This is a genomic window from Nonomuraea bangladeshensis (assembly GCF_039529455.1).
GTDB classification, from domain to species: Bacteria; Actinomycetota; Actinomycetes; order Streptosporangiales; family Streptosporangiaceae; genus Nonomuraea; species Nonomuraea bangladeshensis.
Genome location: NZ_BAAAMV010000005.1, coordinates 688105 through 713295 on the forward strand (window position 1 = coordinate 688105; position 25191 = coordinate 713295).

The window sequence follows — 25191 nt, forward strand, 5'->3', positions numbered from 1 at the left end:
ACGCCGCGCTTCCCAGGCGTTATGCCGTCTTCGTCGCCTCGCCATCGCCGCGACGACCTGGCGACCTACGATCGAGACGTCCGGCCCACCCCCTCCCGGAGGATGAACGCGTATGGCCGAGTCGTACCGGGTCGAGGCGATCCCGCAGCCGGTGTCCCTCGCGCGGATCTGCATGTGGGTGCAGACGGGGCTGGGCACGGTCGGGCTGCTCCTGCTGCTCACGCTCGTGGGCGGGATGGAGGCGGACGCGGCGGGGGCGGCGGTGCTGCTGTTCGCCGTGCCGGTCGGCGCGATCCTGCTGATCGGGTTCGCCGCCTCCCGGATGACCTCGCGGCGGCGCTGGGTGCGCGTGGCCGGGCTGGTCGTCGAGTCGCTGCTGGTGCTCAACGGGCTCTGGTCGCTGCTCGGCGAGGTCAGCGTCGGGACGCTGGCCAACATGGCGCTGGCCGCGGCGGTGGTGTGGCTGCTGTTCACCCGCCAGTCGGCGGCCTGGTTCGACCGTTAGCCGCAGGCCTCCTCGCCCGCTTGCATCTAACGTCTCCTTCTGGGAAGTGTCTGTCCGTCGGCACCCCCGGAAGGACTGTTGGCGATGGACTTCAAGGACCAGGTTGACCTCGACGCCTCCCAGGTGGAGGACGCGGGCAGAGGCGGAGGCGGCTTCTCCGCGGGCGGCTTCCCCGGCGGGATGGTCATCGGGGGCGGCGGCATCGTCAGCCTCATCGTGCTGGTGCTGGTCTTCGTGCTCAACAACGTCGGCGGAGGCGGCGGCGGCGAGAGCCAGCCCTCCCAGGGCCGGCCCGCGGCCGACCTGTCCGAGCAGTGCAAGACGGGCAAGGACGCCGACCAGAACGAACGCTGCCGGGTCGTCGGCGTCGTCAACAGCATCCAGAGCTACTGGAAGGGCGAGCTGGGCGGCGACTACAGCCAGGCCAGGACCGTGCTGTTCACCCAGAGCGTCAACACCGGCTGCGGCGCCGCGGACTCGGCCGTGGGCCCCTTCTACTGCCCGAACGACCGGCGCGTCTACCTCGACCTCAGCTTCTTCGACCAGCTCCACAGCCAGTTCGGGGCCAAGGGCGGGCCGTTCGCGCAGGCGTACGTGATCGCCCACGAGTACGGCCACCACGTCCAGAACCTGAGCGGCCAGCTCTCCAACGGCAACAGCTCGGTCCCCGTCGAGCTGCAGGCCGACTGCTACGCCGGCGTCTGGGCGCGCAACGCGGTCGAGACCGGCTTCTACGAGAAGCCGTTCACGGACGCCGACATCGCCGAGGCGATCGACGCCGCGGCCGCCGTGGGTGACGACCGAATTCAGCAGCGTTCGCAGGGCAGGGTCGATCCCGAATCGTTCACGCACGGTTCCTCGCAGCAGCGCGTGGCGGCCTTCCAGCGCGGTTACCAGAACGGCGGACCCGCCGACTGCGCGCAGTCCAAGCTGGGCTGATCCCGCCACTCAGCGCGAGGAATCCGATTTCGCCCTAAAATCAGCAGGGTGATCTTCAAGCAAGTCGGCGACGGACGCCCTTATCCCGACCACGGTCTGACCAACCGCGAATGGGCGCAGATCCCTCCACGGCAGGTCAGGCTCGACTCGTTGATCACCACGAAGGCCATGCTGGACCTGCACTCGCTGCTCGCCGCCGACTCCACTTTCTACGGGGACCTTTTCCCGCACGTGGTGCAGTGGCAGGGCGAGCTCTATCTGGAGGATGGTCTGCACCGCGCCCTGCGCGCGGCCCTGCATCAGCGGTCCATCCTGCACGCGCGGGTTCTCGAACTGCCCGACTGAGCCGCAAAGGCCACGAAAAAGGGAGTCGCGAAACGCGGCTCTCTTTTGTTATGCCAACCATGAGGGTGTCTCGGACGTCGAAGCAGAGCCTTTCAACATCATTTGAGGGAGCGCCGTGTCCTACCCGCCGCCACCGCCGCCCTACGGATATGGGTACGGCTACGACGGGTACGGGCATCCGCCGGAGCCGATGCCGCCCGACCGGGGCAATCTCGCGCTGATCCTGCTGCTCGCCATCGGGCTGCCGCTGCTGCTGCTGAGCGGCGCCGGGTCGGTCTACTTCGTGCTCACCGCCGGCGAGGCGAGCGTGGCCGCCCGGCACGCGACGGAGGCGAGGACCGGCGACGACGCGCCGGACGTCCTGTTCGACCAGGACCCGAGCCAGACGCCGTCACCGTCGCAGCCCGCGCAGGGCGACCAGTCCGCCGCCGCCGCGCTCGGGCAGCCGCTCACCCTCACCGGCACCGACCCGGGAGTGAGCGTCGCCGTCACCGTCGAGCAGCTCGTCTCCCCCGCCACCCCGGCGGACGAGCTGTTCAAGCCGGCGACGGGCAACCGCTACGTGGCCGTCCAGCTCGCGCTGGTGAACCAGGGCCAGTCCGCCTACAGCGACACCCTCGGCACCGGCGCGCTGCTCGTGGACGGCGCGGGCCAGGAATACCGCGCGAACCCGACCGCCCGGGTACGCGAGGCGCAGTCGTTCGACGGCGCCGGCGCGGTCACGATCGGCGTGGGCGAGAGCAGGAGGGGCGCGCTCGTGTTCGAGATCCCGGAGACGGCCACGCCGGCGACGTACAGGTTCGCTCTGGACGGCGGCCTCGCCACCCAGAAGGGCGAGTGGCGGCTCGGCTGACGGGAGAACGCCGAAGGGCCCCCGGTCGTCCGGAGGCCCTTCGATGAGGAGCGGTGGTGGTGGGATTTGAACCCACGGATGAGTTGCCCCATCACACGCTTTCGAGGCGTGCGCCCTCGGCCACTAGGCGACACCACCGCGAACGAGCTTACCGGATTCTGCGAGTGGCAAAGAACCGCTTTAGTACGCCGGAGCACTCCTCCGCCAGAACTCCCATGACGACCTCGGGACGGTGGTTGAGCCTGCGGTCGCGTACGACGTCCCAGAGCGAGCCCACGGCCCCGCCCTTCTCGTCCACGGCCCCGTACACCACGCGCTCCACCCGGGCGAGCACGGCGGCTCCCGCGCACATCGTGCACGGCTCCAGGGTCACCACGAGCGTGCACCCGGTGAGCCGCCACTCCCCGCGCGCCGCGGCGGCCCGGCGCAGCGCGAGCACCTCGGCGTGCGCGGTGGGATCGGCGGTGGACTCACGGTCGTTGCCGGCCGTGGCCAGCGGCTCGCCGCGCTCGTCGAGGACGACCGCGCCCACGGGGATCTCGTCCCTGGCGGCGGCCGCCGCCGCCTCGGCCAGGGCCAGACGCATGGCCTCCTCGTACGTCACCCGCCAGGACCTCGGGACGGCGCGGCTCAGCGCAGCCGGTCGAGCTCGTCGGCGAACGACAGCCGCTCGGCGATCACCGACAGGATGTCGGCCGGCAGCAGGCCCTCCTCCATGCTGAGCTCCAGCAGCTCCTCCGAGCTCACGCCGAGGTCGCTCAGCAGCTCGAAGTCGCCCGCGGGGCGCACGCCGAGGCTGTTGCCCTCCTTGTCGGGCGCCACGCCGGCGAACTCGGCGAACAGCTCGCCGAGGCGGTCGGAGACGATGGCGTGCACGTCGGACAGGAAGACGCGGGGCTCGTCGTCGCCGCGGTAGCGCACGAGGGCGAACCACTCGTCCTCGACCTCGACGCACAGGAGGGCGAGCTCGTCGCCGGTCAGCCCCAGGGTCTCCGTCACGGCGTCGCCGAAGTCGTCGACGATCTCAGCTTCGCTCAGATCGACCTCGGCACCGCTCCAGCCGTCGGGGGTTCGCACAAAGGCCGCAGAGAAGGTGTTGGCCATGTCCGCGCTCCAGGGGGATCAGCCGAAGACCGATTCGATGGCACGCTCGAACGGCTCGGAGAAGCCGAGCCGCGCGGCGATGCTGGACAGCACGTCTTCGGGCAACAGGTCGATGTCGCCGGAGAGGATGCCCAGCTCCATCTCGTCCAACCCGAGATCGGCGAAGATCGACAGATCTCCGGCGGGGAGCACGGTCTCCTCGTCCTGGAGGATCTCGTCGAGCTCCTCCTCGTCGGGGACGGGCACGTCCAGGTATTCGAGCACCTGACGGGCCAGCGGGAAGTCCCAGGAGGCGGCGATGTCGGACAGGAAGACGTCCACCCGATCGCCGAGGCCCCGCAGCGCCACGAAGAACTCGTCGCCCACGGCGACCAGCGCGATCGTGCCGCTCTCGCTCGGCTGCTGCTTGAGCACCTGGATCAGGCCGTGCAGGTCGGAGGTGAGTGCGACGGGCAGCAGCTCGGCGTGCCACCGTTCGTCCTCGCGATAGACCACGATGGCGAAGTCGAGCGCATCTTCGTCCGTCATCGCCATCCCCACCCGATTTCTGACACGACAGATATCACCAACACCCAATCGTTCCAGAACCGGGCACCCGGCGTGCGCCTCTCCGACCAAATTGTGATCAAAACCAAAACCGCGAGGTGCCGCGGTGTCTCCCAGGGGATACCGTTGTGCTCCATGGAAACCCTCGTCGTCGACCATCCGCTCGTGGCCCACAAGCTCACCGCGCTGCGTGATGCCGGCACCGACTCGCCGACTTTCCGCAGGCTCGCCGACGAGCTGGTGACCCTGCTGGCCTACGAGGCCACGCGCGACGTGCGGATCACCGACGTCACCGTCCAGACCCCGGTCGCCACCGCGCACGGCGTGCGGCTGGCCAAGCCCTACCCCCTGGTCGTGCCGATCCTGCGGGCCGGGCTCGGCATGCTCGACGGCATGACCCGGCTGCTGCCCACGGCCGAGGTCGGTTTCCTTGGCATGATCCGCAACGAGTCCACCCTCCAGGCGGAGACGTACGCCACGCGCCTGCCCGACGACCTGTCCGGCCGGCAGTGCTACGTGGTCGACCCGATGCTCGCCACCGGCGGCACGCTGGCGGCGGCCGTGCAGTTCCTCTTCGACCGGGGCGCCGTCGACGTCACCGCCATCTGCCTGCTGGCCGCCCCCGAGGGCCTCGCCTACATGGACAAGGTGTTCGCCAACTCCGGCAAGCCCATCCGCCTCGTGACCGCGGCCCTCGACGAGCGGCTCAACGAGAACGGCTACATCGTCCCCGGCCTCGGCGACGCGGGCGACCGCCTCTACGGCGTCGTCTGACCCCGCCCGCCCTTTCTTTGGACCGGTCCCGCGGCTCCCTCGCGCGACCGGCGTTTGTCACGCTCGGTCGTCACACCGTTACATACTGTGGTTAGGTGGGTACGAACAGACGCGAAGGCAACTTCCGCATGCGCGTGGGGGAGCATGATGAGCGACATGCCGGCCGGCGAGGTGTCCTCGTGAACGAGCACACCGAGGCCGATCCGATGCCGTACGCCGAGGTCGAGGCGGTGCTGCGCGATGAGTTCGCGGGCGTCCACTCCTCGACCACGGTCACGCGTTGTGTCGAGGCGGCGCACTACGGCGCGCTGGAGGTCACCGGCTACGCCCATCCCAGCCTCGTCGAGCGCATCGCGCGCAAGCACCTTCACGTGCTGGCTCTGGTGGCCAGCGAGCGCGGTTGAAACCAAGATCAAAACTAACCCGCCAACACACCTTTACCCGGGCACCCGGGTGGGTAATGTATACGGCGGGAGTGGGTAAGTGGCTCGGAGGCGACGACGGTGCAGGTCAAAAAAGTCCTCACATACAGCGGCATCGGATTTGTCGCTTACTACCTGTTGGCCCGACCAGCTGATGCCGCTGACGCGGTGAAGGGGGCGTTCGACACGGTGTTCAACGCAGCCGACTCACTGGCGCAGTTTGTGAACAACCTCTCATGAGACTGGTGACCCACGGGGACTCCGCCCCGGCGTCGGTCAACCGTTACCTCCTCCCACAGGAACAGCAGGTCCTCATGGTGCGGCGCCACCCCGCCATCCTGCTCCGCCCGGTCGCCGAGGTCTTCGGCGGCCTGGTCGTCGCCGCGTTGCTCAGCAAGTTCTTCGGCGGCACCGCGGCGGGTGGCACGGCGCTCGTCGTCGTGTGGTGGCTCTGGCTCCTGCTGCTGATCCGTTTCGTGTGGAAGGTCGCGGAGTGGTCGGTCGACTACTTCGTGGTGACCTCCAAGCGAATGTTGCTCACCACGGGGCTCATCACCCGTAAGGTCGCGATGATGCCCCTGGGCAAGGTCACGGACATGAGCTTCCAGCGCTCGCTGCTGGGACGCATGCTCGGTTACGGCGAGTTCATCCTCGAGTCCGCAGGTCAGGACCAGGCTCTGTCAACAGTCGAGTACATTCCGTATCCGGAGACCCTCTACCTCGAGGTCTGCCAGATGCTTTTCCCCAGCAAGGACGACAGCGACGATTAATCTCCGCGCGGCAAATTCTTCACACGGGGATACCAGATTCGGCTACTTCATGCAATCATTGCGTGTTGTTGACCCTTCCCCGCCCTGAGAGATGAGATGCCGAGTCAGGGAACCATCGGTGACCGCGTCCGTGGATTGCGGCTGAACAGGCGGATGTCGCAGGCCCAGTTGGCCGGACCCGACCTGTCTGACAGTTATGTCTCGCTCATCGAGTCGGGCAAGCGCACGCCGACTCCTGTAGTGGCCCGGCTGCTGGCCGAGCGGCTCGGATGCACCACCGAGTTCCTCCTTCACGGGATCGAGCCTCGGCAGCGCATCGACACCGAGCTCGGGCTGCGGCATGCCGAGCTTGAGCTCCAGCACGGCGATCCCGCCGTGGCCGCCGACCGCTTCACCGAGATCGTGAAGGCGGCCGACGAGGAGAACGCCATGTTGACGGCGCAGGCCCGGTTCGGGCGGGCGCGGGCATTGGAGGCGCAGGGCCGGCTGGGCCAGGCGGTCGAGGCGTTCGAGCGGCTGCGCAGGGAGGCTGCGGCCCACCCCGAGCGGCTGGCCGACCTGCCGCTGACCATCGCGCTGAGCCGCTGCTACCAGCGGGCCGGCGACCGGCTGCGCGCCCGTGACCTGGCCGCGCACGCCTTGGAGCAGGCGGAGCGGCTCGACGTGACCAAGGGCGAGATCGCGGTCGATCTGGCGGCGGCGCTGGTCGAGGCGCGCAGCGAGAACGAGAGCGACTCCCCCGAGCTGGCTTACGTCAAGAAGGTCCTCGACATGACCGGTTTTTCCCCGGTTGTGGACCGTTCCGGCGAGATCCGGTCGCTCTGGGAGGCGAGCACGGCCGCCGCGGGCGGCGAGGACTCCGCCCTCGCGGTGCGGCTGGCCGACGACGCGATCATGGCCGGTCGTGAGACGCGGCTGGCGCTGCAGCTCGCCCGGGCCGCCATGCACTGGGCCAGGATGACCACGGCTCCGCTGGAGGAGTCCGAGCGGCTGGTGTCGAGCGCGTCCGCGGTCTTCGCCGCCTTCCCGTCGGCCGCCCCCGCCTACGCCGAGAGCCTGGTCGTGCACGCCCGGGTGCGGCTGCGTTCGGGTGACCCGGCGCGCGCGGCGGAGCTGGCCGGTCAGGCGCTGGGCCTGGCGGGCGAGGAGCCCGGCACGACGGCCGCCGAGGCCCGCCTGGTGCTCGCCGCCGTGGCGCTGGAGCTGGGCGGCAACGCCGAGTCCGAGCTCGCCACCGCGCACCGGCTGCTGAGCGCGCTCGGCCGGCCGGCGTTCGGCACCGACCGGCAGGCCGCGCGGTGCTGGCGTGAGCTGGGCGACCTCCACGGCCGGGTCGGGTCCGTGGCGCAGCAGACGGCCGCGTATCGTAAGGCGCTCGAAGCCGCCGGAGTCCGTTCGGCCATGGCGGAGGTGGCAGCCGGCACGACCGTATCCCGCTGAATTCCTCCGGGAGCTCCAGATTTGGCGTTCCGAGTCTGGAATAATTAGGGTCTACCAGTCATTGACTCATGGGATGACTGGTTTTCCCGGAGGAGGCGGACTGTGAGTCTGCGTACGGCGCAGCGGGCTTCGCTCGTCGACCAGGTGATCGATCAGCTCAAGGAGCAGATCACCTCAGGGTCGTGGTCGATGAACGGCAAGATCCCGACCGAGACCGTGCTCGCCGAGCAGCTCGGGGTCGGGCGCAACACCGTTCGTGAGGCCGTGCGCGCGCTCACGCACGCCGGGCTGCTGGAGTGCCGTCAGGGCGACGGCACCTACGTGCGGGCCACCAGCGAGCTGTCCGGCGCCATGCTGCGCCGGCTCAGGCAGGCCGAACAGCTGGAGATCCTGGAGGTGCGGCGTGCGCTGGAGGTCGAGTCCGCGCGGCTCGCCGCCACCCGTCGCACCGACGACGACATCGCCCGCATCGAGGCCGCCCTGGCCGAGCGGGAGCGCGCGTGGGACCTCGACGACCCCGAATACTTCGTGGAGGCCGACCTCGCCTTCCACATGGCGGTCGCGCACGCCACCCACAACCTCGTCCTCATCGACCTGTACGAGGACTTCTCCGCGGCGCTGCGGGCCAGCATCACGGCGGCCGGCACGTCGCTGAACAAGAGCTACATCCCGCACGACGCGATCGCCCGCGCCATCGCGGCCGGCGACGCGACGGCGGCCGAGCGGGCCGGTCACGCCTGCATGGAGCACATCCTCATCGCCCTCACCGAGTCCGCCGACTCCTGACGGCCCCGGAGGGGTGTGCGGTGCGCAGGAGCCGGCGTCAACGCGAGCAGCCCGACCTCGGCATCCTGTCCAGCCGGACGCTGTTCGCCCTCCAGCGTGAGCTGTTCGCCAAGCTGGGCGAGCAGGGGCATCCGCGGCTCAGGCCGCGCCACGGGGCGGTGCTCGCCTACCTCGACGTGGAGGGCAGCCGGGCCACCGAGCTGGCCGCCCAGTCGGGGCAGCACAAGCAGGTGATCGGCACCCTGGTGGACGAGCTGGTCGAGCTCGGCTACGTGGAGCGGCGGCCCGACCCGGCCGACCGCCGCGCCAAGCTCATCGTGCCCACCGAGAAGGGGTGCGACTTCCTCGCCAGGTCGGACGCCGTGCTCGCCGAGATGGAGGCGGGGCACGCGCGGGCCGTGGGCGAGCAGGCGTACGCGGAGTTCAAGCGGGTCTTCAAGCTCGTTGCCGAACGTCAGACAACCTGGCCGGGCCCGTGAGCCCGACCGGGCTCCGCTAGCTCTGCCGCAGGGACATGACGAGGTAGCGGAAGACGGGCTGCGCGTCGCCGGGGACGTCCTGGATGAGCGCGGGCCGCGTGGGCGACTCCAGGTTGATGCGGGCCAGCTCGCCCTCGATGCCCGTCAGCCCGTCGAGCAGGAACTGCGACTGGAAGGCGATCTGGATGTCGTCGCCGCGCAGCTCGCACGGCATCACCTCGGTGCCGCGGCCGACGTCGCCGCCGCCCGCCTGGATGAGCACCTGCCCCTGCGTGAACGACAGCCGGATCGCGGTGTTGCGCTCGGCCACGAGCGCCACGCGCTTGATCGCGTTGACGAACGGCCCCACCGCCACGTCGGCCCGGATCGACCAGTCGCTGGTCAGCCGGGAACGGTAGTCGATGAACTGCTCGTCGAGCAGCCGCACGGTCGTGCTGCGCCCGACGCTCTCGAACCCGGCCACCCCGTCGCCCATGGCCACCGCGACCTCGCCGCCGCGCAGCGACTTGGCCACCTCGACCAGCACCCGGGCCGGCACCATCGCCGAGACGGACACGTCGGGCGTGGCCGGGCGCCAGGTGAAGTCGCGGGCGGCGATGCGGTAGCGGTCGGTGGCCGCCATCGCGACCGACTCGCCGTCGATGTCGACCCTGATGCCGGTGAGCATCGGCAGGGTGTCGTCGCGGCTCGCCGCGGGGGCGACCTGACCGACGGCCGAGGCGAACACGCCGCCGCCCACCGCGCCGACGACCGGCGGCATCGTGGGCAGGGTCGGGAAGTCCTCGACCGGCATGGTGACCAGCCCGAACTCGGCGCTGCCGCAGGTGAGCACCGCCTCGGGCCCCTCGGTGACGATCTCGACGTCGTCGGCCGGCAGGCTGCGGCTGATCTCGGCGAGCAGCCGGCCCGGGATGAGCACGGTGCCCCCCTCGGCCACGTCGGCGTCGATCGCGGCCCGCGCGGAGACGTCGTAGTCGAACGCCGACAGCGTCAGCTCCTCGCCGGCCTCCAGCAGCAGCCCGGACAGAACGGGCACCACCGGGCGGCTGGGCAGGACTCGGGCAGCCCACGCCACCGCTTCTGCCAGAACATCGCGGTTAACCCGGATTTTCACCTGTTACACCCCTTCGTCGCCGTGCCTCTACGAAAATAGCCGAGACGACCGACAACCCCGGGCCCGCCGGGGGCCGGTGATGCGCGAGAGTCAGGTGCGGCTCTGGAGGTAGGCGAGGACCGCCAGCACCCGGCGGTTGTCGTCGTCCGAAGGGGCGAGGCCGAGCTTGGCGAAGATGTTGGCGGTGTGCTTGGCGACGGCGCTCTCGCTCAGGTAGAGCCGCTGGGAGATCGCCGCGTTGGAGCGGCCCTCCGCCATGGCCTCCAGCACCTCCCGCTCGCGCGGCGTGAGCGCGGCCAGCGGCTCGTGCCTGGCGTTGCTGGCCAGCAGCTTGGCGATGACCTCCGGGTCCATCGCGGTGCCGCCCTCGGCGACCCGGCGTACGGCGTCGACGAACTGCTCGGCGTTGAAGACGCGGTCCTTCAGCAGGTAGCCGATGCCGCCGGAGCCGTCGGCCAGCAGCTCGCGCGCGTACAGCTGCTCGACGTGCTGCGACAGCACCAGGATCGGCAGGCCGGGCACCGACTTCCTGGCCGCCAGCGCGGCCTGCAGGCCCTCGTCGGTGAACGTGGGCGGCAGGCGCACGTCCACGATCGAGACGTCCGGCCGCAGCTCCAGCAGCCCCTTGAGCAGCTCGGGGCCGCTGTCCACCGCTCCCACGACGGTGAAGCCGTGCGCCTGGAGCAGGTGCACCAGGCCGTCCCTGAGCAGGTAGAGGTCTTCGGCGATGAGCACGTTCATGGGCACCAGGGTTTGGTCGGGGTGGCTTCCATCATCCAGCGCTCCCGGTTGTGCACGGCCGGGATGCGGATGGCGATGATATGCATGGTGAGCCCGAGCGTGATCATGCCGATGATGGTCGGCCACTGCCAGGGCTCCGGCATGTACAGGGCGAGGAACCACGTTTTCTCCTCGACTCCGAAGATCTTGAAGATGGCCGCCACGAAACCCTGCGGGAAGGTCGGGCACCACGCCGTCGCCCACAACAGCCCCACGAGGATCGTCTTGTTGCGCGACAGCTTGGGCAGGTCGGTGGCACAGTGCTGGGGCAGCACCTTGGGCAGGTGCATGGTGACCGTGGTGGGGCCGCCCGGCGGGCTGTTCAGCGCGAGCACCCCGTCGAAGGCGGCCAGCCGCCGCTCGATGCCGGCCAGGCCGCTGCCCTTGGCCGGGTCGGCGCCGCCCATGCCGTCGTCGGTGACCGTGATGCGCAGGTCGGCCTCCCTGGAGCTGATGTCCACGGCCGCCGTACGGGCGTCGCCGTGCCGGGCGGCGTTGGACAGCAGCTCGCTGACCGCGAAGTAGGCCGCGGCCTCCACCGGCGCGTCCGGGCGGTGCGGCAGGTCCACGTCCACGGAGACCTGCATGGGGCTGTCCATGGCGAGGGCGCGTACGGCATCGCCGAGCCCCCGCTCGGCCAGCACCGGCGGATGGATGCCGCGGATGACCCGGCGCAGCTCGGTCAGCGTCTCCGAGGACGCCTCGCGGGCCTTGGTGAGCAGCGCCTTGGCCGCCGCCGGGTCCTGGTCCACGAGCTGCTCGACCGCGCCGAGCGTCATGCCGATGGCGACCAGCCGCGCCTGCGTGCCGTCGTGCAGGTCGCGCTCGATCCTGCGCATCTCGGCGGCCTGGGAGTCGGTGGCCAGGTTGCGGGTGCGCTGGAGGTGGGTGACCTGGTTGGCCAGGCGGCTGTTGGCGGTCGCGCCGAGCAGCAGGTCGCTCCAGAGCGCGTACAGGCGCAGCCCCTGGGCCGGGAGCAGCAGGAACACCGGCGCCAGCGTCACCTTCATCAGCGGGTCCAGCACCAGCCAGAAATCGTCGCGCCAGGTGGCCGGGTCGGTGATCAGCCACTTCCAGCGGTCGTTCCATGCGGGGATGCGCGGGGTCTTGTAGAGGGTGCGGTCGTAGCGGTAGAAGCCGTCCGCCTGCGGCACCGGGGGCGGCGGCTTCGGCAGGTAGGGGGCCTCGATGGCCAGGCCGGTCCAGCGCCGCATGAGCCGCCGGTTGAGCTCGGCCACCCCGCGCACCATGCGGACCTGCGGCGGGAACAGGAACACCATCCCCAACGCCACCGACAGCACTAGCATCACGAGGGACACGGCGATCAGCGGCACCTGGACGACGAGCAGCGCGAGCAGCGTCGCGACCCGGCCGTACCTCCTCAACATGCTCCCAGTGTGCCCAAGCCATGACCTCCGGGTCACTGCACCTAGGTACACCCTTGCCCGGCATCCAGCCGCATTCCCCGGCGGAGGCGGCGTTCCTACCGTCGTAGCCATGAAAATCATCGAGGTCAGGAACCTGCGCAAGCAGTACCCCAAACACCTGGCGGTCGACGACGTGTCGTTCGAGGTCGCCGAGGGCGAGATCTTCGGCATCCTCGGGCCCAACGGCGCCGGCAAGACCACGACGGTCGAGTGCGTGGCGGGCCTGCGGGCGCCGGACGGCGGCACCGTACGGGTGGCCGGGCTCGACCCCCGACGCGACCGCGCCGAGCTGCGCGAAGTGCTCGGCATGCAGCTCCAGAGCGCCAACCTGCCGGAGAAGATCAAGGTGTGGGAGGCCCTGGACCTGTACGCCTCCTTCTATCCCGACCCGGCCGACTGGAACGAGCTGCTGGAGCGGGTGGGGCTCGGCCACAAGCGGCACGCGACGTTCAAGAAGCTCTCCGGCGGGCAGCGCCAGCGGCTGTCCGTGGCGCTCGCGCTGGTCGGCCGGCCGCGCGTGGCCGTGCTCGACGAGCTGACCACCGGCCTCGACCCGCAGGCCCGCCGCGACACCTGGGAGCTCGTCGAGCAGATCCGCGCGTCCGGGGTGACGATCGTGCTGGTCACCCACTTCATGGAGGAGGCCGAGCGGCTCTGCGACCGCCTGGCGCTCATCGACGCCGGCAAGGTCGTCGCCACCGACACGCCCGCCGGGCTGATCCAGCAGGTCGGCGGGGAGCAACGGGTGCGCTTCCGGCCCTCCGCGCCGGTCACGGACGACGTGCTGCTCGCCCTCCCTGGGGTGCGCGCCGTCGAGCGGAACGGCGACCAGGTCGCCGTCAGCGGCGCCGGCAACCTCGCCGCCACCGTCACCCTCGCCCTGGCCCGGCAGGAGATCGTGCCCGGGGACCTGCGCATCGAGCAGGCCACGCTGGACGACGCGTTCCTCGCGCTCACCGGAAGGAAGCTGTCATGAAGAAGATGCTCCTCGTGGAGGCCAAGCTCTACCTGCGCGACTGGCCGTCGCTGGCCTTCACCATCGCGCTGCCGGTCGCCCTCCTGGTCGTGCTGGGGCTCACCATCCCCGGCATGGGCGAGGTGACCGACACCGGCGAGCGGTACGTCGACGCCCAGTGGCCGAGCCTCATGGTCCTGCTCTCGCTGCTCACGCTGGTGTGCAGCGTCCTTCCCGCGGTGCTCACCACGTACCGGGAGCAGGGCGTGCTGCGGCGGATGTCCACCACGCCGGTCAGCCCCGCGCGGATGCTGGCCGTGCAGCTCGTCATCAACCTGGCCGTCGCGGTCGTGGCCACGGCCATCCTCGTCGTCGGGACCATGCTGGTCTTCGACGCCGCGCCTCCCGGACAGTGGCCGGGCTTCGTGCTGGTGTTCCTGCTCGGCACGGCGGCGCTCATGTCGATGGGGCTGGTCATCGCCGCCCTCGCGCCCAACGGCAAGGCGGCGCCGGGGATCGGGTCGCTGGTCATGTTCCCGCTGATGTTCGTCGCGGGCATGTGGATCCCGCGCCAGGCCATGCCGGACGCCCTCCGCACCGTGAGCGACTACTCCGTGGCCGGGCCGTTCGCCCAGGCGCTCAAGGACACCTGGGCGGGCCACGCGCCGCAGCCGCTGCACCTGATCGTGATGGCCGTCGGGCTGGTGGTCTTCGGCGGGCTCGCCGTACGGCTGTTCCGGTGGGAGTGACGGCGGGCCGTCTCCGCCAAACCTCAACTAAGCTCTCGGTATGACCAAGGTCGCCTGGAACACCAAGGAGCTCACGGTCGGGCAACTGGCCGAGCGCAGCGGCGTCGCCGTCTCGGCCCTGCACTTCTACGAGGCCAAGGGCCTCATCACCAGCCGCCGCACGGCCGGCAACCAGCGCCGCTACAGCCGCGACAGCCTGCGCAGGGTCGCCTTCATCCGGCTGGCGCAGCGCATCGGCATCCCGCTCAAGACCATCAAGGACGCGCTGGACGAGCTGCCGGGCGAGCGCACCCCCACCCGCGCCGACTGGGCCCGGCTCTCGGCCGCCTGGCGCGGCGAGCTGGACGACCGCATCCTGCAGCTCCAGCGGCTGCGCGACGACCTCACCGACTGCATCGGCTGCGGCTGCCTGTCGCTCGACCTGTGCCCCGTCGCCAACCCGTACGACCGGCTCGGCGACGAGGGGCCGGGAGCCCGGCGCATCGACACCCGGCTGTCCCCGCCGCCGGGAGCCTGCTGCAACGCGGCCGGGGACGGAGCCTAGCCTCCCGCCCTCTGGGCGGGAGGGACGATGAGCGTGGGCCGCTGCGCGTGGTGCAGCACGTGGTTGGAGACGCTGCCCAGCAGCACCGAACGCACCCCGGCCAGGCCCCGCGAGCCCGTGACGATGAGCGAGGCGTCGAGCTCGTCGGCCACGTCCACGATCGTCTTCCACACGGACTCGTTGTCGGCCACGGCCCGGTGGGTCACCTCGGCGAGGCCCGACGCCACGGCCAGCTCGGCGCCCTCCCTGGCGCTCGCCTCCGCCTGGGCCCGCGCCTCGTCCTCGGCCTCGGTCGTGAGCACACCGGCGGCGAGCGGATATTTCCGCAACTGTACGAGCAGCGGCTCCCACACGGTCAGGACGACGACGGGCTCGGCGGCGAGGTGCTTGGCGGCGAACTCGATCGCGGCGCGCGCGTCGGCCGAGCCGTCGTAGGCGACGAGGATGGTCATGGCGGACTTCCCTTCACTACGGTCATCCGCTGCAGCACCGCGATGATCAGCGCCATTCCGCCGCCGCCTGTCTGCTTCGTCACAGCCCTCAGTGCTGGGCCATGTCCACGAACCGGCTGTAATGGCCCTGGAACGCCACCGTGACCGTCGCCGTGGGACCGTTTCGGTGCTTGGCCACGATCAGGTCGGCCTCGCCCGCCCGCGGCGACTCCCGCTCGTAGGCGTCCTCCCGATGCAGCAGGATGACCATGTCCGCGTCCTGCTCGATGGAGTTGTGGACGCTGATCCCGTTGGCCACGAAGTTGTGGGTGCCGAGGACGGTGGCGTCGTAGACCGGCCGCTCGCCGAGGCTCTCGACGGAGGCGACCTCGTCCCAGAACACGTCGTTCGTGGCCAGCAGCTCAAGGTCGGCGTCATCGAGGATCGCGGAGATCCGGCGCAGGCGCTCAGGACCCTGAGCGCTCTTCGTGGCGGCCCCCACCGTCAGGTGGTCGCCGACGCGGTCCCACACCTCGCGCGGAACGGCGCCGGCGCCGCTGTCGCCCACGAGCCGCCGGAGAGCCGCGGCGCACTGCTCGGCCTGCTGCCCGAACCGCTCGCCCGGCACGCCGATCTCGTCGAGGAACCGGAGCTGGTTGTCGGCTCCGGTGACCCACAGCCGATGTGCCGGCCCGACCTCTTCGATCCGCGTCATCACGTTGAACCTCAGCAGCAGCCGCGCGACGTCGTCGATCAGGCGGCGGCTCGTGGAGGTGCAGGAGAGCCGCGCCTCGCCCAGCGCGTTGTCCCACCGGACCTCACCGTCGCCCGCCCACAGGCGGCGCAGGAACAGCGCGATCTGCCGCTTGGGGAGGGAGAAGACCCCCTCAGGCACGGCTCCGTCCACCAGGATCACCTGGTCGTCCGGCCATTCCTGGAGGTCGCGGGGCGCGGAAACGTGCCGCGGCGCGGCGACGCGCGCTCCGGGGGCGAGCTCGCCCAGCGGACGCCACCCGTCGAACGTCATGAAGGGGTGGTTGGCCGTCGCCTCGATCTCCCTGCCGGAGCCGAGCCGCAGCCGGAAGACCTCTTTCGTGCCGCTGGGGAACACGTGCGTCATCGTCCGCGGGACGAGCCGCAGGTTCTCGTCCAGGGACCACACCGGGATGTCGCGCGCGCCGGACTCCAGCAGCTCGCCCAGCGTGGCCTCCGCGCCCGTGTCGGCGCGCAGGACACGGGTGGCGGCGGTGAGGCAGCCCGACTCGCGAAGGTCGCTCACCTGCGGGCGCTTGTCGGTGCGCTGCTCGGGGCCACGGTTGAGCTGGGAGATCGCGATGACCGGCACCTCCAGCTCCTTGGCCAGCAGCTTGATGGCACGCGAGATCTCCGACACCTCGTTCTGGCGGCTCTCGGTCTTCTTCGGCGAGCTCATCAGCTGGAGGTAGTCGATGACCACGAACCTGAGGTCGTTGCGCTGCTTGAGCCGGCGGCACTTGGCCCGGATCTCCATCATCGACATGTTGGGCGAGTCGTCGATGAACAGCGGCGCCTCGGCCACCTCGCTCATCCGCCTGGCCAGCCGGGTCCAGTCCTCGTCGCTCATCATGCCGGAGCGCATGGCGTGCAGCGCGACGCGGGCCTCGGCGGACAGCAGTCGCATGGTGATCTCGTTGCGAGACATCTCCAGCGAGAAGATGACGGTGGTCATGCCATTCTTGATCGCCGCAGATCGGGCGAAGTCCAGACCGAGGGTGCTGTTATGGGTGGGGATGCAGCTGCGGCCGGCAAGGTACATGTGGTCGTCGTTGTCCACCTGGACACAGCGGACCGGCCTGCTCGCGATCTCCCGCACGTCCACGATGTAGCGGAACCTGGTGTTGGGACGAGCTCCGCCGGTCTGCCGGACGGCCTTGCGTGGCAGGCGGAAGAGCTGGTCGGACGCAGTGAAGTTGATCATGTAGGCCGTGGAGGAGTCCGCGCTTCTCCCGCTGACCTGCCTGGTCCGCATGGTCGCCTTGTAGCCGAGGCTGAGGATCAGCTCGTGGACGTCGGCGGCCAGCCGCCGGTTGGTGACGGCGAACTGGATCTGGCCTCCGGTGTTGACGTAACCGTCCGAGTCGAGCAGCCCGGCCAGCAGGGCGCGCCGCTGACGCTCAGAAGCACGGAGATAGGCGGCGGGAATGTGCTTGTCGTGAAGCACGCCCAGAGTACGGAGAATGCCCTGCACGGTTCCGTGTGAGCGATGGCACGCCTGGCAGCGCCGCAACCCGCACACCACGCACGTGCGGCTGGCCGGCGAGTCCGAGGCCGGCAGCGTGAGCTGGTAGGAGATGGAGGAACCCACGCGCGTGACGCACAGACCTTCGGCTTCGAGGTTGGCGATGATCTCCGGATCGGCCGTGCTGATGCGGGCGCCCGCGCTGTGGCCGTCGCCCAGCCAGACGCCGAGCACGTACGGCGCCAGCGGCAATTCGCGCTCGTCGAGATCGAACGGCGCGGTCACCGCCACCGCGTGGTTCGGCCGCCCGTCGGAGGTGCGCAGGGTCGCGGCGATCTCCTCGGTGGTCACCGTCCGACGAGGGGCCGCGGTGATGGCGGCGTTCTTGGGCGTGGTGACCCGGGCGTGCAGAGCGGCGAAGAGGTCCACTGCCCGGTAGGCGGGAGTGCGCCACTCATGGCTGCGCATCGCGCCACCGACGGCGGCGAATACCTTGCCCGTCGTGCCCACCTGCTTCTGCACGACGTGCAGGACATGACGGAACTCCTCCCCCACGAGCTGAAGTGCCTCCTCGTGCGTGACCAGCTTCTCCGGGTCGCGGAGCGCGGACTCGTAGGCGATCCTGACCTTCTCGATGGCCTCCGGTGCCCAGTGGTAGGAGGGACCGCTCCGGCGCTGCTTGCGTTCGGCACGGGTGATGGTGCGCCACTGATGCAGGGCGTCCGCGACGATCACGGTGCCGTCACTGAACTCCACCTCGTAACAGGGACGGTCGTGCATCACCTCGGTGGCCGCCACGACCCTGGTGGGCCTGCCGTCCGCGCCGATCAGCCGGTCGCCCACCTTGACGTCGCCCATGGTCGTCCACCCCTCGGGCGTGGGCAGCGGCGTGTCGAGCGCCAGCGCCTTCCCGATCGCGGGTCGGGCGGCGACGACGATCATCTGGCCGGGGTGGAGGCCGTTGGTGAGCTGGTCGAGGTCCTGGAAGCCGGTGGGCACGCCGACCATCTGGCCGCCGCGGCTGCCGATGGCCTCCAGCTCGTCGAGGGCGCCCGGCATGATGTCGGCCAGGGGGGCGTAGTCCTCGGAGGTGCGGCGTTCGGTGACCTTGTAGATCTCGGCCTGGGCGCGGTCGACGAGGTCGTCGACCTCTTCGTTCTGGCCGCCGTAGCCGTAGGAGACGATGCGGGTGCCGGCCTCGATGAGGCGGCGGAGGATGGCCTGCTCGCGGACGATCTTGGCGTAGTAGCCGGCGTTGGCGGCCGTGGGGACGACGGCCGTCAGCGTGTGGAGGTAGGCGGCGCCGCCCACGCGGGCCATCTCGCCGCGCTTCTGCAGCTCGTCGAAGACGGTGACGGCGTCGGCGGGCTCGCCGCGGCCGTAGAGGTCGGTGATGACCTCGTAGACCATCTGGTGGGCGGGGCGGTAGAAGTCGTCGGCGCGGATGATCTCGACCACGTCGGCGATGGCGTCCTTGGACAGCAGCATGCCGCCGAGGACCGACTGCTCCGCCTCGATGTTGTGCGGCGGCGTGCGCTCGAAACCGGGCCCCGCCGGGATCTCTTCGTCAATGCTCACCGCGCCCCCTCGAACAGCCTTGCAGGCGGTCGCACCACCCCCACTTGTAGTCGACCGGTCTGACAGTTTCCCGGACCTGGGGCCCGGACGCCAACGTGGCCTGTGGACAACCCTGTGGTCAAGCTGTGTACGACGGCCCCCAACATGTGAAATGCCTGTGGATGACGCCTGGGGATAACTTCTGGGGATTTCCGCCGACGAGCCTCCGACCTGCGGAAACGTTGTCCACCGGCTGTGGAGGAAAGAAAGTTGGCGCTGCATGTCGTGTAATGGGCATAATGGATGAATGCCCATTACGTCCCGAGACAGGGAGATTCTCCGGCTGGCGATCCCGGCGTTCGGCGCGCTGGTGGCCGAGCCGCTCTTCCTGCTCGCCGACTACGCCATCGTGGGCCACGGCCTCGGCACCACGGCGGTGGGCGCGCTGGGCGTGGCGGGATCCGTGCTCGGGACGCTCATGAACCTGTGCGTCTTCCTCGCCTACGGCACCACGGCCTCCGTCGCCCGCCAGACCGGGGCGGGCCGGCACGACCAGGCCATGCGCAGCGGTGTGGACGGCGTCTGGCTGGCCCTCGCCATCGGCGTGGCGCTGATCGCGGTCGTCTGGCCGCTGGCCCCGGCCTTGGTGGGCCTGTTCGGCGCGGACTCCGGCCAGTCCGCGGAGGCGGTGACGTACCTGCGGATCAGCCTGTTCGGCGCGCCCGGGATGCTGGTCGTGCTGGCCGGCACCGGCGTGCTGCGCGGGCTCCAGGACACGGTCACGCCCCTGGCCGTGGCCGTCGGCTCGTTCGCGCTCAACGCGGCGCTGAACGCCTGGTTCGTGCTGGGGCTCGACTGGGGCATCGCCGGGTCGGCGTGGGGCACGGTGCTGGCCCAGACGCTCGGCGCGGCCGTCTACCTGGTCGTGGTGGCGAGGGGCGCGCGGCGGCTCGGCACCTCGCTCGTCCCCAGCCTGACGGGCATCAGGCAGGCGGGTACGGCCGGGCTCGCCCTCCTCGTACGCACCGTGTGCCTGCGCGTCGTGCTGGTCGCGGCCACGGTGATCGCGACCAGGATGGGCCAGGCGGAGCTGGCCGCGTACGCCATCGCCACCCAGGTGTGGACGCTGCTCGCCTTCGCCCTGGACGCCATCGCCATCGCGGGGCAGGCCATCACCGGCCGCTCGCTCGGCGCCGGGGACGTGGCCGCCACCAGGGCGGCCACCAGGCGCATGGTCCAGTGGGGCCTCTGGTCCGGGGCGGTGCTCGGCCTGCTGGTGCTGCTCGCGCGCCCGCTGGTGCCGGGGCTGTTCGACGCCGACCCTCAGGTGACCGAGCTGCTGCTGGCGCTGCTGTGGCCGGTGGCGCTGTTCCAGCCGGTGTGCGGGATCGTGTTCGTGCTGGACGGGGTGCTCATCGGCGCGGGCGACCAGCGCTATCTGGCGTGGGCGGGGGTGTGGACGACGCTGGCGTACCTGCCGGCCGCCTTCCTCGCCTCCGGGCTCGGCGTGGTGGCCCTGTGGTGCGCGCTCGGGGTGTGGATGATCGCCAGGCTCGTCACCCTCACCCGGCGGGCGGCGGGCACCGCCTGGCTGGTAACCGGGGCGTAATCGTCCCGTGCTTGCTGTTGTCCAAGTGGTGAGACAGAGTCGGAGCGTTCCCTGAGCGGGGTGTTCCTTGTCCAGTATCTTGCGACGACTGCCGCCCTCCGCGGCCACCGGGTTACGCACCGGCGCCCGGCACAGTCTTGCCGAGGTCTACCGGCCGGCCGACCTCGTCGTGCTCGGCCTCGGCGTGATGATCGGCGCCGGCATCTTCTCCGTGGCCGGGCGGCAGGCCGCGACCGCGGCCGGGCCCGGCGTGATCCTCTCCTTCATGATCGCGGGCATCGCGTGCCTGCTGGCCTGCCTGTGCTACGCCGAGCTGTCGTCCACGATCCCGGCCTCGGGCAGCGCCTACACCTTCACCTACGTCATCTTCGGCGAGGTCTGGGCCTGGGTCATCGGCTGGGCGCTGATCCTGGAGCTGCAGCTCGCCGCCGCCGTCGTGGCCCGCGCGTGGGGCGAGATCGCGGTCGGCGCGCTGGCGAACGCCGGGGTCCGTCTCCCCTCCCCCGGCCGGGTCGCCGACCTGCTCGTGCTGGCGATCCTGGTGCTGCTCACCGGCGTGGTGGCGCTCAGCGCCCGGGTCGGGCTGCGCGCGCTGTGGGTCATGGTGGCGGCCAAGCTGCTGGCCATCGGCGCGGTCATCGTCGTGGGCCTGCCGCACGTGGACGCCCGCAACTTCGGCGACTTCTACGTCCCGCCGAAGACGCTCACGACCGCCCCCGCGACCGTGCTGGAGATCGTGGTGGGCGAGAGCCACGCGTTCGGCTGGTTCGGGATCTTCTCGGCGGCCTCGGCCATCGCCTTCGCCTACATCGGCTTCGACGTGGTGGCGACCGCGGCCGAGGAGACCGTGAACGCGCAGCGGGCGGTCCCGAAGGGCATGATCCGCAGCCTGGTCGTGGCCACCGTCGTGTACGTGGTGGTGGCCGTGGTCATGGTGGGCATGGTGTCGTACACGAAGATCTCCGTGGACGCGCCGCTGGCCAGCGCGTTCCGCGCGGCCGGCGAGGGCTGGATGGCGCACGTCATCGACGTGGGGGCGCTGCTCGGGCTGACCACGGTGATCCTGGTGCTGATGGTGGGGCAGACGCGGGTGCTGTTCTCGATGGCCCGCGACGGGCTCATCCCGCGCGGGCTCGCGGCGGTCAGCCGCCGCTACCACACGCCCTCGCGGGTGACGCTGGTGATCGGGGGCGTCGCGATCGTGCTGGCGGAGTTCGTGCCGGTGCTCACGCTGCAGGAGCTCGTCGTGCTGGGGACGCTGTTCGCCTTCGGCTTCGTGGCGGCCGGGGTGATCGTGATGCGGCGGCGCATGCCGCACCTGGAGCGCGGGTTCCGGGTACCGCTGTCGCCGGTGGTGCCCGCGCTGTCGCTGGTGGCCACGTTCTGGCTCATGGTGAACCTGCGGCTGCTCACCTGGGTGTGGTTCGCGCTGTGGATGGCGTTCGGGCTGGGGGTCTATCTCGCCTACGGCCGCCGGCACAGCGTGCTCGCCCGCCCGGCCGCGCCGGTGCCCGCGCGCGGCGGCGGGCGGCACCGGCGCTAGAAGCGGCCCGAGTGCACCACGCTGCGCAGGAACTCCTTGGTCCTCGGGTGCTCCGGCGCGTCGAAGAGCTGCTCAGGCGGCCCCTTCTCGATCAGTACGCCGCCGTCGAGGAAGCACACCATGTCGGAGATGTCGCGGCAGAAGCCCATCTCGTGCGTGGTGAGGACCATCGTCATGCCGGAGTCCTTCAGCTCCCTGATGATCGTCAGCACCTCCACCACGAGCTGCGGGTCGAGCGCCGAGGTGACCTCGTCGAGCAGCATCAGCCGGGGCTGGGTGGCGAGCGCGCGAATGATCGCCACCCGCTGCTGCTGCCCGCCGGAGAGCTGGTCGGGGTAGGCCCGCGCCTTGCCCTCCAGCCCGAACCGCACCAGCAGCTCGTGCGCCTGCTCCTCCGCCTGCGCCTTGGCCACGCGGTGCACCTGGCGGGGGGCGAGGGTGATGTTGTCCAGCACGGTCATGTGCGGGAACAGGTTGAACGACTGGAAGACGATGCCGATGCGCTTGCGCACGTCGTCCACGTCGACCCGCGGGTCGGTGATGTCCTGGCCGTCGAGCAGGATCACGCCGTCGTCCACCGTCTCCAGCAGGTTGACGCAGCGCAGCAGCGTCGACTTCCCGGAGCCCGACGCGCCGATGAGGCTCACCACCTCGTGCGCGTTCACCTCCAGGTCGACGCCCCGCAGGACGCTCTGCCCGTGGAAGTGCTTCCACACCCCGTCGATGCTCAGCAGGCTCATGCGCCGCGCCTCCTTCGGGCCCGCGCCGCCAGGTGGTCGGTGAACCGGGCCAGCGGAATGGTCAGCAGCAGGAACAGCAGCGCCGACGCCAGGTAGGGCGAGTACTTGAAGCTGTGGGCGACGTGGATCTGTGCCTGCCTGAGCGTCTCCAGCGGCCCGATGACGGCCACCAGAGCGGTGTCCTTCTGCAGCGAGACGAAGTCGTTGAGCAGCGGCGGCCCCACCCGGCGGACGGCCTGCGGCAGCACCACGAAGCGCATGGTCTTGCCGTGGCTCAGCCCGAGCGAGCGCGCCGCGGCCACCTGGCTCGGATGGATCGACTCGATGCCGGAGCGGAAGACCTCGGCGACGTACGCGCCGTACGACAGCGTCAGCGCGATGATCCCCAGCGTCGCGAGGTCCGTGGGGATGCCCTGCAACCGCAGCGCAGGCAGCCCGAACCCGACCAGAAGGATCAACAGAATCGTCGGCACGCCGCGGAAGATGTCGGTGTAGAGCGTGGCGAGCGCCCTGATCGGGAAGAACGCCGGCGTCCTGATCCCCCTGGCCAGCGCCACGAGCAGGCCGAGGGCGAGGACCAGCACCTCGGTGATGAGGAACATCTTGATGTTGAGCAGGAACCCGCTCAGCACGTCGGGCAGCGCGTGGACGAACTCCTCGCCGTCCAGGAAGGTCGCCGCCACCCGGGGCCAGCCGGGCGAGCTCGTGACCGCCCACACGACGAGGACGAGGAACACGACCGTCGAGAGCGTCGCGATCGAGCCCGAGCGACGCCCGTAGGACCGGCGGATCCGTTCCCGCTCGCTCTGCCGCTCGCTCTTGACCCAGCCGTCCGGGCCCGCTGCGGGGCTGATCCGGTCGCTCATGAGAGCTCGGGCGCGCCCACCGCCGAGCCCAGCCACTCCTGCTCGATCTTGGCCAGCTCACCCTTGGACTTCAGCGCGTCCACGGCCTTGTCCACGCACGGCTTGAGCGCGCTGCCCTTCTCCATGACCAGGCCGAACTCCTCCGGCGTGCCGCCGGTCGAGCTGAACTGGCCGACGATCTGGGCATTCTCCACCTGCGCGGCTGTCACGTAGAAGGCCGTCGGCAGGTCCACGACGAGCGCGTCCACCTGCTTGTTCTTCAGCGCGTTGACGGCGTCGACCTGCTCGTTGTAGACGTTGGGGTCGGCGGACGGCTTGATCACGCTCTTGACCGCGTCGAAGGAGGTCGTGCCCACCTGCACGCCGATCTTGGCGTCCTGCAGCTCGGCGAGGGTCTTGGCGGAGGCGTACTTGCCGCCCTTGAGCGCCACCACGGCCTGCTTGACGGTGTAGTAGCCGTTGCTGAAGTCGACGACCTCGGCACGCTTGGGGGTGATCGACACCTGGTTGATGTCGAAGTCGAAGGTCTTGTCGCCCGGCGCGAACGCCGCGTCGAACTTGACCGTCGCCCACTCGATCTCGCTGCGGTCGAAGCCCAGCTCGCCGGCGACGGCGAAGGCGACCGCGCTCTCGAAGCCCTGGCCGTTGCTCGGGTCATCGTCCTTGAACCACGGCTCGTAGGCGGGCTTGTCGGTGCCGATCGTCAGCTTGCCCGCCTTGACCAGGCTGAGCTGCTCCTTCGTGCACGCCGTGGAGGCGCTGGGCGCGGCCGAGGAGGCGGTGGTCGCCTGCTCGTCCACGGGTGCGCAACCGACGAGCGCCACGGCCAGCGCGAGCAGCATGAGGGGACGGGCCATGGCCAAGCCTCCAGGGGGAACGTACCGGGGAACGAAAGGAATTGTACGTGAGCAGGCAAAAGCCCCCCACCGCAGGGTGAGGGGCTTCGTCGGGGCCGGGCTCAGCCGGCGACGACCTCGACGTCCAGCGAAGCCGACACCTCGGGGTGCAGCTTCACGGTGATGCGGTGCGAGCCGACGCTCTTGATCGGGTTGACGATCTCGATGCGGCGGCGGTCGAGGACCGGCCCGCCGGCGGCCTTGACGGCGTCGGCGACGTCGCCCGTGGTGACCGAGCCGAACAGGCGGCCGGAGTCGCCCGCGCGGGTGGCCAGGCGCACCTTGAGTGCGCCGAGCTGGCCGGCGACCTCCTTGGCGGTGCCGAGGTCACGGATCTCGCGGGCGTCGCGAGCCTTGCGGATGGTCTCGATCTGCTTCTCGGCGCCGCGCGTCCAGCGCATGGCGTAGCCGCGGGGAATGAGGTAGTTACGGCCGTAGCCGTCCTTGACCTCGACGACGTCGCCAGGGGCACCGAGGCCGGAGACCTCGTTGGTGAGGATGAGCTTCATGTCGACAGAACCTCCTTAGCGCGCGGTGCTCGTGTAGGGCAGCAGAGCCACCTCACGGGCGTTCTTGATCGCGGTGGCGACGTCGCGCTGGTGCTGGGTGCAGTTGCCCGTCACCCGGCGCGCACGGATCTTGCCACGGTCGGAGATGAACTTCCGCAGCAGGCCCGTGTCCTTGTAGTCGACGTAGGAGATCTTGTCGTGGCAGAACAGGCAAACCTTCTTCTTGGGCTTGCGCAGTGCCGGCTTGGCCATCGTGGTGCTCCTCTCAGAGCCCCGCCTTTCGGGCGGGA

29 protein-coding genes and 1 tRNA gene are annotated in these 25191 nt (G+C 70.3%); 16 read left to right on the plus strand and 14 right to left on the minus strand.

The window, feature by feature from the left end; all coding sequences use genetic code 11:
* The first annotated feature begins 112 nt into the window (after window positions 1-112).
* The 4 genes from ABD292_RS19115 (at window position 113) to ABD292_RS19130 (ending at window position 2642) form a co-directional block, all read left to right on the plus strand.
* Window positions 113-505 carry a hypothetical protein gene (locus tag ABD292_RS19115; protein WP_344208933.1) on the plus strand — a complete coding sequence of 131 codons (393 nt, stop codon included), beginning with the start codon at window positions 113-115 and terminating at the stop codon, window positions 503-505.
* Window positions 506-589: 84 nt separating this feature from the next.
* Window positions 590-1444: a KPN_02809 family neutral zinc metallopeptidase gene (gene ypfJ / locus ABD292_RS19120; protein ID WP_344208935.1), complete on the plus strand. Its 855-nt coding sequence runs from the start codon at window positions 590-592 to the stop codon at window positions 1442-1444.
* A gap of 48 nt (window positions 1445-1492) precedes the next feature.
* A complete protein-coding gene (locus ABD292_RS19125) occupies window positions 1493-1789 on the plus strand; it encodes a type II toxin-antitoxin system VapB family antitoxin (RefSeq protein ID WP_344208937.1) in 297 nt (98 codons plus the stop codon).
* 115 nt (window positions 1790-1904) lie between these two features.
* Entirely contained in the window at window positions 1905-2642 is a 738-nt protein-coding gene (locus ABD292_RS19130) for a DUF4352 domain-containing protein (RefSeq protein WP_344208939.1), read from the plus strand.
* 51 nt (window positions 2643-2693) lie between these two features.
* On the opposite strand, the gene ABD292_RS19135 is transcribed toward ABD292_RS19130, so the two are convergent.
* The 4 genes from ABD292_RS19135 to ABD292_RS19150 form a co-directional block, all read right to left on the minus strand.
* Window positions 2694-2780, minus strand: a tRNA-Ser gene (locus ABD292_RS19135).
* A gap of 10 nt (window positions 2781-2790) precedes the next feature.
* Window positions 2791-3228: a tRNA adenosine(34) deaminase TadA gene (gene tadA, locus ABD292_RS19140; RefSeq protein WP_344209112.1), complete on the minus strand. Its 438-nt coding sequence runs from the start codon at window positions 3226-3228 to the stop codon at window positions 2791-2793.
* Between the two features lie 44 nt (window positions 3229-3272).
* Window positions 3273-3746, minus strand: coding sequence for a tRNA adenosine deaminase-associated protein (locus tag ABD292_RS19145; protein WP_344208941.1), 474 nt, complete (start codon window positions 3744-3746; stop codon window positions 3273-3275).
* An 18-nt stretch (window positions 3747-3764) separates the two neighbouring features.
* Complete coding sequence (locus ABD292_RS19150) at window positions 3765-4280, minus strand: tRNA adenosine deaminase-associated protein (RefSeq protein ID WP_020543023.1); 516 nt, start codon at window positions 4278-4280, stop codon at window positions 3765-3767.
* Between the two features lie 147 nt (window positions 4281-4427).
* On the opposite strand from ABD292_RS19150, the gene upp reads away from it, so the two are divergent.
* From upp to ABD292_RS19185, 7 genes are all read left to right on the plus strand, one after another.
* Window positions 4428-5066, plus strand: a complete 639-nt coding sequence (gene upp / locus ABD292_RS19155; protein WP_344208944.1) for a uracil phosphoribosyltransferase — start codon at window positions 4428-4430, stop codon at window positions 5064-5066.
* Between the two features lie 179 nt (window positions 5067-5245).
* The gene (locus ABD292_RS19160) at window positions 5246-5470 is read left to right on the plus strand and encodes a hypothetical protein (protein WP_091088233.1); all 225 of its coding nucleotides are present in this window, start codon (window positions 5246-5248) and stop codon (window positions 5468-5470) included.
* A 99-nt stretch (window positions 5471-5569) separates the two neighbouring features.
* Entirely contained in the window at window positions 5570-5728 is a 159-nt protein-coding gene (locus ABD292_RS19165) for a hypothetical protein (RefSeq protein ID WP_177240954.1), read from the plus strand.
* Entirely contained in the window at window positions 5725-6258 is a 534-nt protein-coding gene (locus ABD292_RS19170) for a PH domain-containing protein (RefSeq protein ID WP_344208946.1), read from the plus strand. The genes ABD292_RS19165 and ABD292_RS19170 overlap by 4 nt, the downstream gene beginning before the upstream one ends.
* A 96-nt stretch (window positions 6259-6354) precedes the next feature.
* Complete coding sequence (locus tag ABD292_RS19175) at window positions 6355-7698, plus strand: helix-turn-helix domain-containing protein (RefSeq protein WP_344208948.1); 1344 nt, start codon at window positions 6355-6357, stop codon at window positions 7696-7698.
* 102 nt (window positions 7699-7800) lie between these two features.
* Entirely contained in the window at window positions 7801-8484 is a 684-nt protein-coding gene (locus ABD292_RS19180) for a FadR/GntR family transcriptional regulator (RefSeq protein ID WP_344208950.1), read from the plus strand.
* Between the two features lie 20 nt (window positions 8485-8504).
* Window positions 8505-8963: a MarR family winged helix-turn-helix transcriptional regulator gene (locus ABD292_RS19185; protein WP_344208952.1), complete on the plus strand. Its 459-nt coding sequence runs from the start codon at window positions 8505-8507 to the stop codon at window positions 8961-8963.
* A 16-nt stretch (window positions 8964-8979) separates the two neighbouring features.
* Here the strand turns inward: ABD292_RS19185 and dnaN are convergent, their stop codons facing one another.
* The 3 genes from dnaN to ABD292_RS19200 form a co-directional block, all read right to left on the minus strand.
* On the minus strand, window positions 8980-10077 hold the full coding sequence (gene dnaN / locus ABD292_RS19190) for a DNA polymerase III subunit beta (RefSeq protein ID WP_344208954.1): 1098 nt from the start codon (window positions 10075-10077) through the stop codon (window positions 8980-8982).
* A 90-nt stretch (window positions 10078-10167) separates the two neighbouring features.
* Window positions 10168-10818 carry a response regulator transcription factor gene (locus ABD292_RS19195; RefSeq protein ID WP_344208956.1) on the minus strand — a complete coding sequence of 217 codons (651 nt, stop codon included), beginning with the start codon at window positions 10816-10818 and terminating at the stop codon, window positions 10168-10170.
* Complete coding sequence (locus tag ABD292_RS19200; RefSeq protein ID WP_344208958.1) at window positions 10815-12245, minus strand: sensor histidine kinase; 1431 nt, start codon at window positions 12243-12245, stop codon at window positions 10815-10817. Before ABD292_RS19200 ends, ABD292_RS19195 begins: the two co-directional genes overlap by 4 nt.
* 109 nt (window positions 12246-12354) lie before the next feature.
* On the opposite strand from ABD292_RS19200, the gene ABD292_RS19205 reads away from it, so the two are divergent.
* From ABD292_RS19205 to soxR, 3 genes are read left to right on the plus strand one after another with little or no spacing between them, the layout of a single operon-like run.
* A complete protein-coding gene (locus tag ABD292_RS19205; RefSeq protein WP_344208960.1) occupies window positions 12355-13260 on the plus strand; it encodes an ABC transporter ATP-binding protein in 906 nt (301 codons plus the stop codon).
* A complete protein-coding gene (locus tag ABD292_RS19210; RefSeq protein ID WP_344208962.1) occupies window positions 13257-13988 on the plus strand; it encodes an ABC transporter permease in 732 nt (243 codons plus the stop codon). The genes ABD292_RS19205 and ABD292_RS19210 overlap by 4 nt, the downstream gene beginning before the upstream one ends.
* Before the next feature lie 40 nt (window positions 13989-14028).
* Window positions 14029-14532, plus strand: a complete 504-nt coding sequence (gene soxR, locus ABD292_RS19215; RefSeq protein WP_344208965.1) for a redox-sensitive transcriptional activator SoxR — start codon at window positions 14029-14031, stop codon at window positions 14530-14532.
* Here soxR and ABD292_RS19220 read toward each other — a convergent pair.
* Both ABD292_RS19220 and dnaB read right to left on the minus strand, forming a co-directional pair.
* On the minus strand, window positions 14529-14984 hold the full coding sequence (locus ABD292_RS19220) for a universal stress protein (RefSeq protein ID WP_344208967.1): 456 nt from the start codon (window positions 14982-14984) through the stop codon (window positions 14529-14531). The genes soxR and ABD292_RS19220 overlap by 4 nt on opposite strands.
* Window positions 14985-15072: 88 nt before the next feature.
* A complete protein-coding gene (gene dnaB, locus ABD292_RS19225; RefSeq protein WP_344208969.1) occupies window positions 15073-18759 on the minus strand; it encodes a replicative DNA helicase in 3687 nt (1228 codons plus the stop codon).
* 286 nt (window positions 18760-19045) lie between these two features.
* Here dnaB and ABD292_RS19230 point away from each other — a divergent pair, with 286 nt between their 5' ends.
* Both ABD292_RS19230 and ABD292_RS19235 read left to right on the plus strand, forming a co-directional pair.
* The gene (locus ABD292_RS19230) at window positions 19046-20347 is read left to right on the plus strand and encodes an MATE family efflux transporter (RefSeq protein WP_344208971.1); all 1302 of its coding nucleotides are present in this window, start codon (window positions 19046-19048) and stop codon (window positions 20345-20347) included.
* Between the two features lie 67 nt (window positions 20348-20414).
* A complete protein-coding gene (locus ABD292_RS19235) occupies window positions 20415-21890 on the plus strand; it encodes an APC family permease (protein ID WP_344208973.1) in 1476 nt (491 codons plus the stop codon).
* Here the strand turns inward: ABD292_RS19235 and ABD292_RS19240 are convergent.
* From ABD292_RS19240 to rpsR, 5 genes are all read right to left on the minus strand, one after another.
* A complete protein-coding gene (locus ABD292_RS19240; protein ID WP_344208975.1) occupies window positions 21887-22630 on the minus strand; it encodes an amino acid ABC transporter ATP-binding protein in 744 nt (247 codons plus the stop codon). The two genes, ABD292_RS19235 and ABD292_RS19240, sit on opposite strands and share 4 nt — an antisense overlap.
* Window positions 22627-23496 (minus strand): amino acid ABC transporter permease, encoded by an 870-nt coding sequence (locus ABD292_RS19245; protein WP_344208977.1) that lies wholly within the window; start codon window positions 23494-23496, stop codon window positions 22627-22629. Before ABD292_RS19245 ends, ABD292_RS19240 begins: the two co-directional genes overlap by 4 nt.
* Complete coding sequence (locus ABD292_RS19250; RefSeq protein WP_344208979.1) at window positions 23493-24353, minus strand: ABC transporter substrate-binding protein; 861 nt, start codon at window positions 24351-24353, stop codon at window positions 23493-23495. Before ABD292_RS19250 ends, ABD292_RS19245 begins: the two co-directional genes overlap by 4 nt.
* A gap of 101 nt (window positions 24354-24454) precedes the next feature.
* The gene (gene rplI / locus ABD292_RS19255) at window positions 24455-24901 is read right to left on the minus strand and encodes a 50S ribosomal protein L9 (protein ID WP_020543047.1); all 447 of its coding nucleotides are present in this window, start codon (window positions 24899-24901) and stop codon (window positions 24455-24457) included.
* A gap of 15 nt (window positions 24902-24916) precedes the next feature.
* Window positions 24917-25153: a 30S ribosomal protein S18 gene (rpsR, locus tag ABD292_RS19260; RefSeq protein ID WP_327088611.1), complete on the minus strand. Its 237-nt coding sequence runs from the start codon at window positions 25151-25153 to the stop codon at window positions 24917-24919.
* Between the last annotated feature and the right edge of the window lie 38 nt (window positions 25154-25191).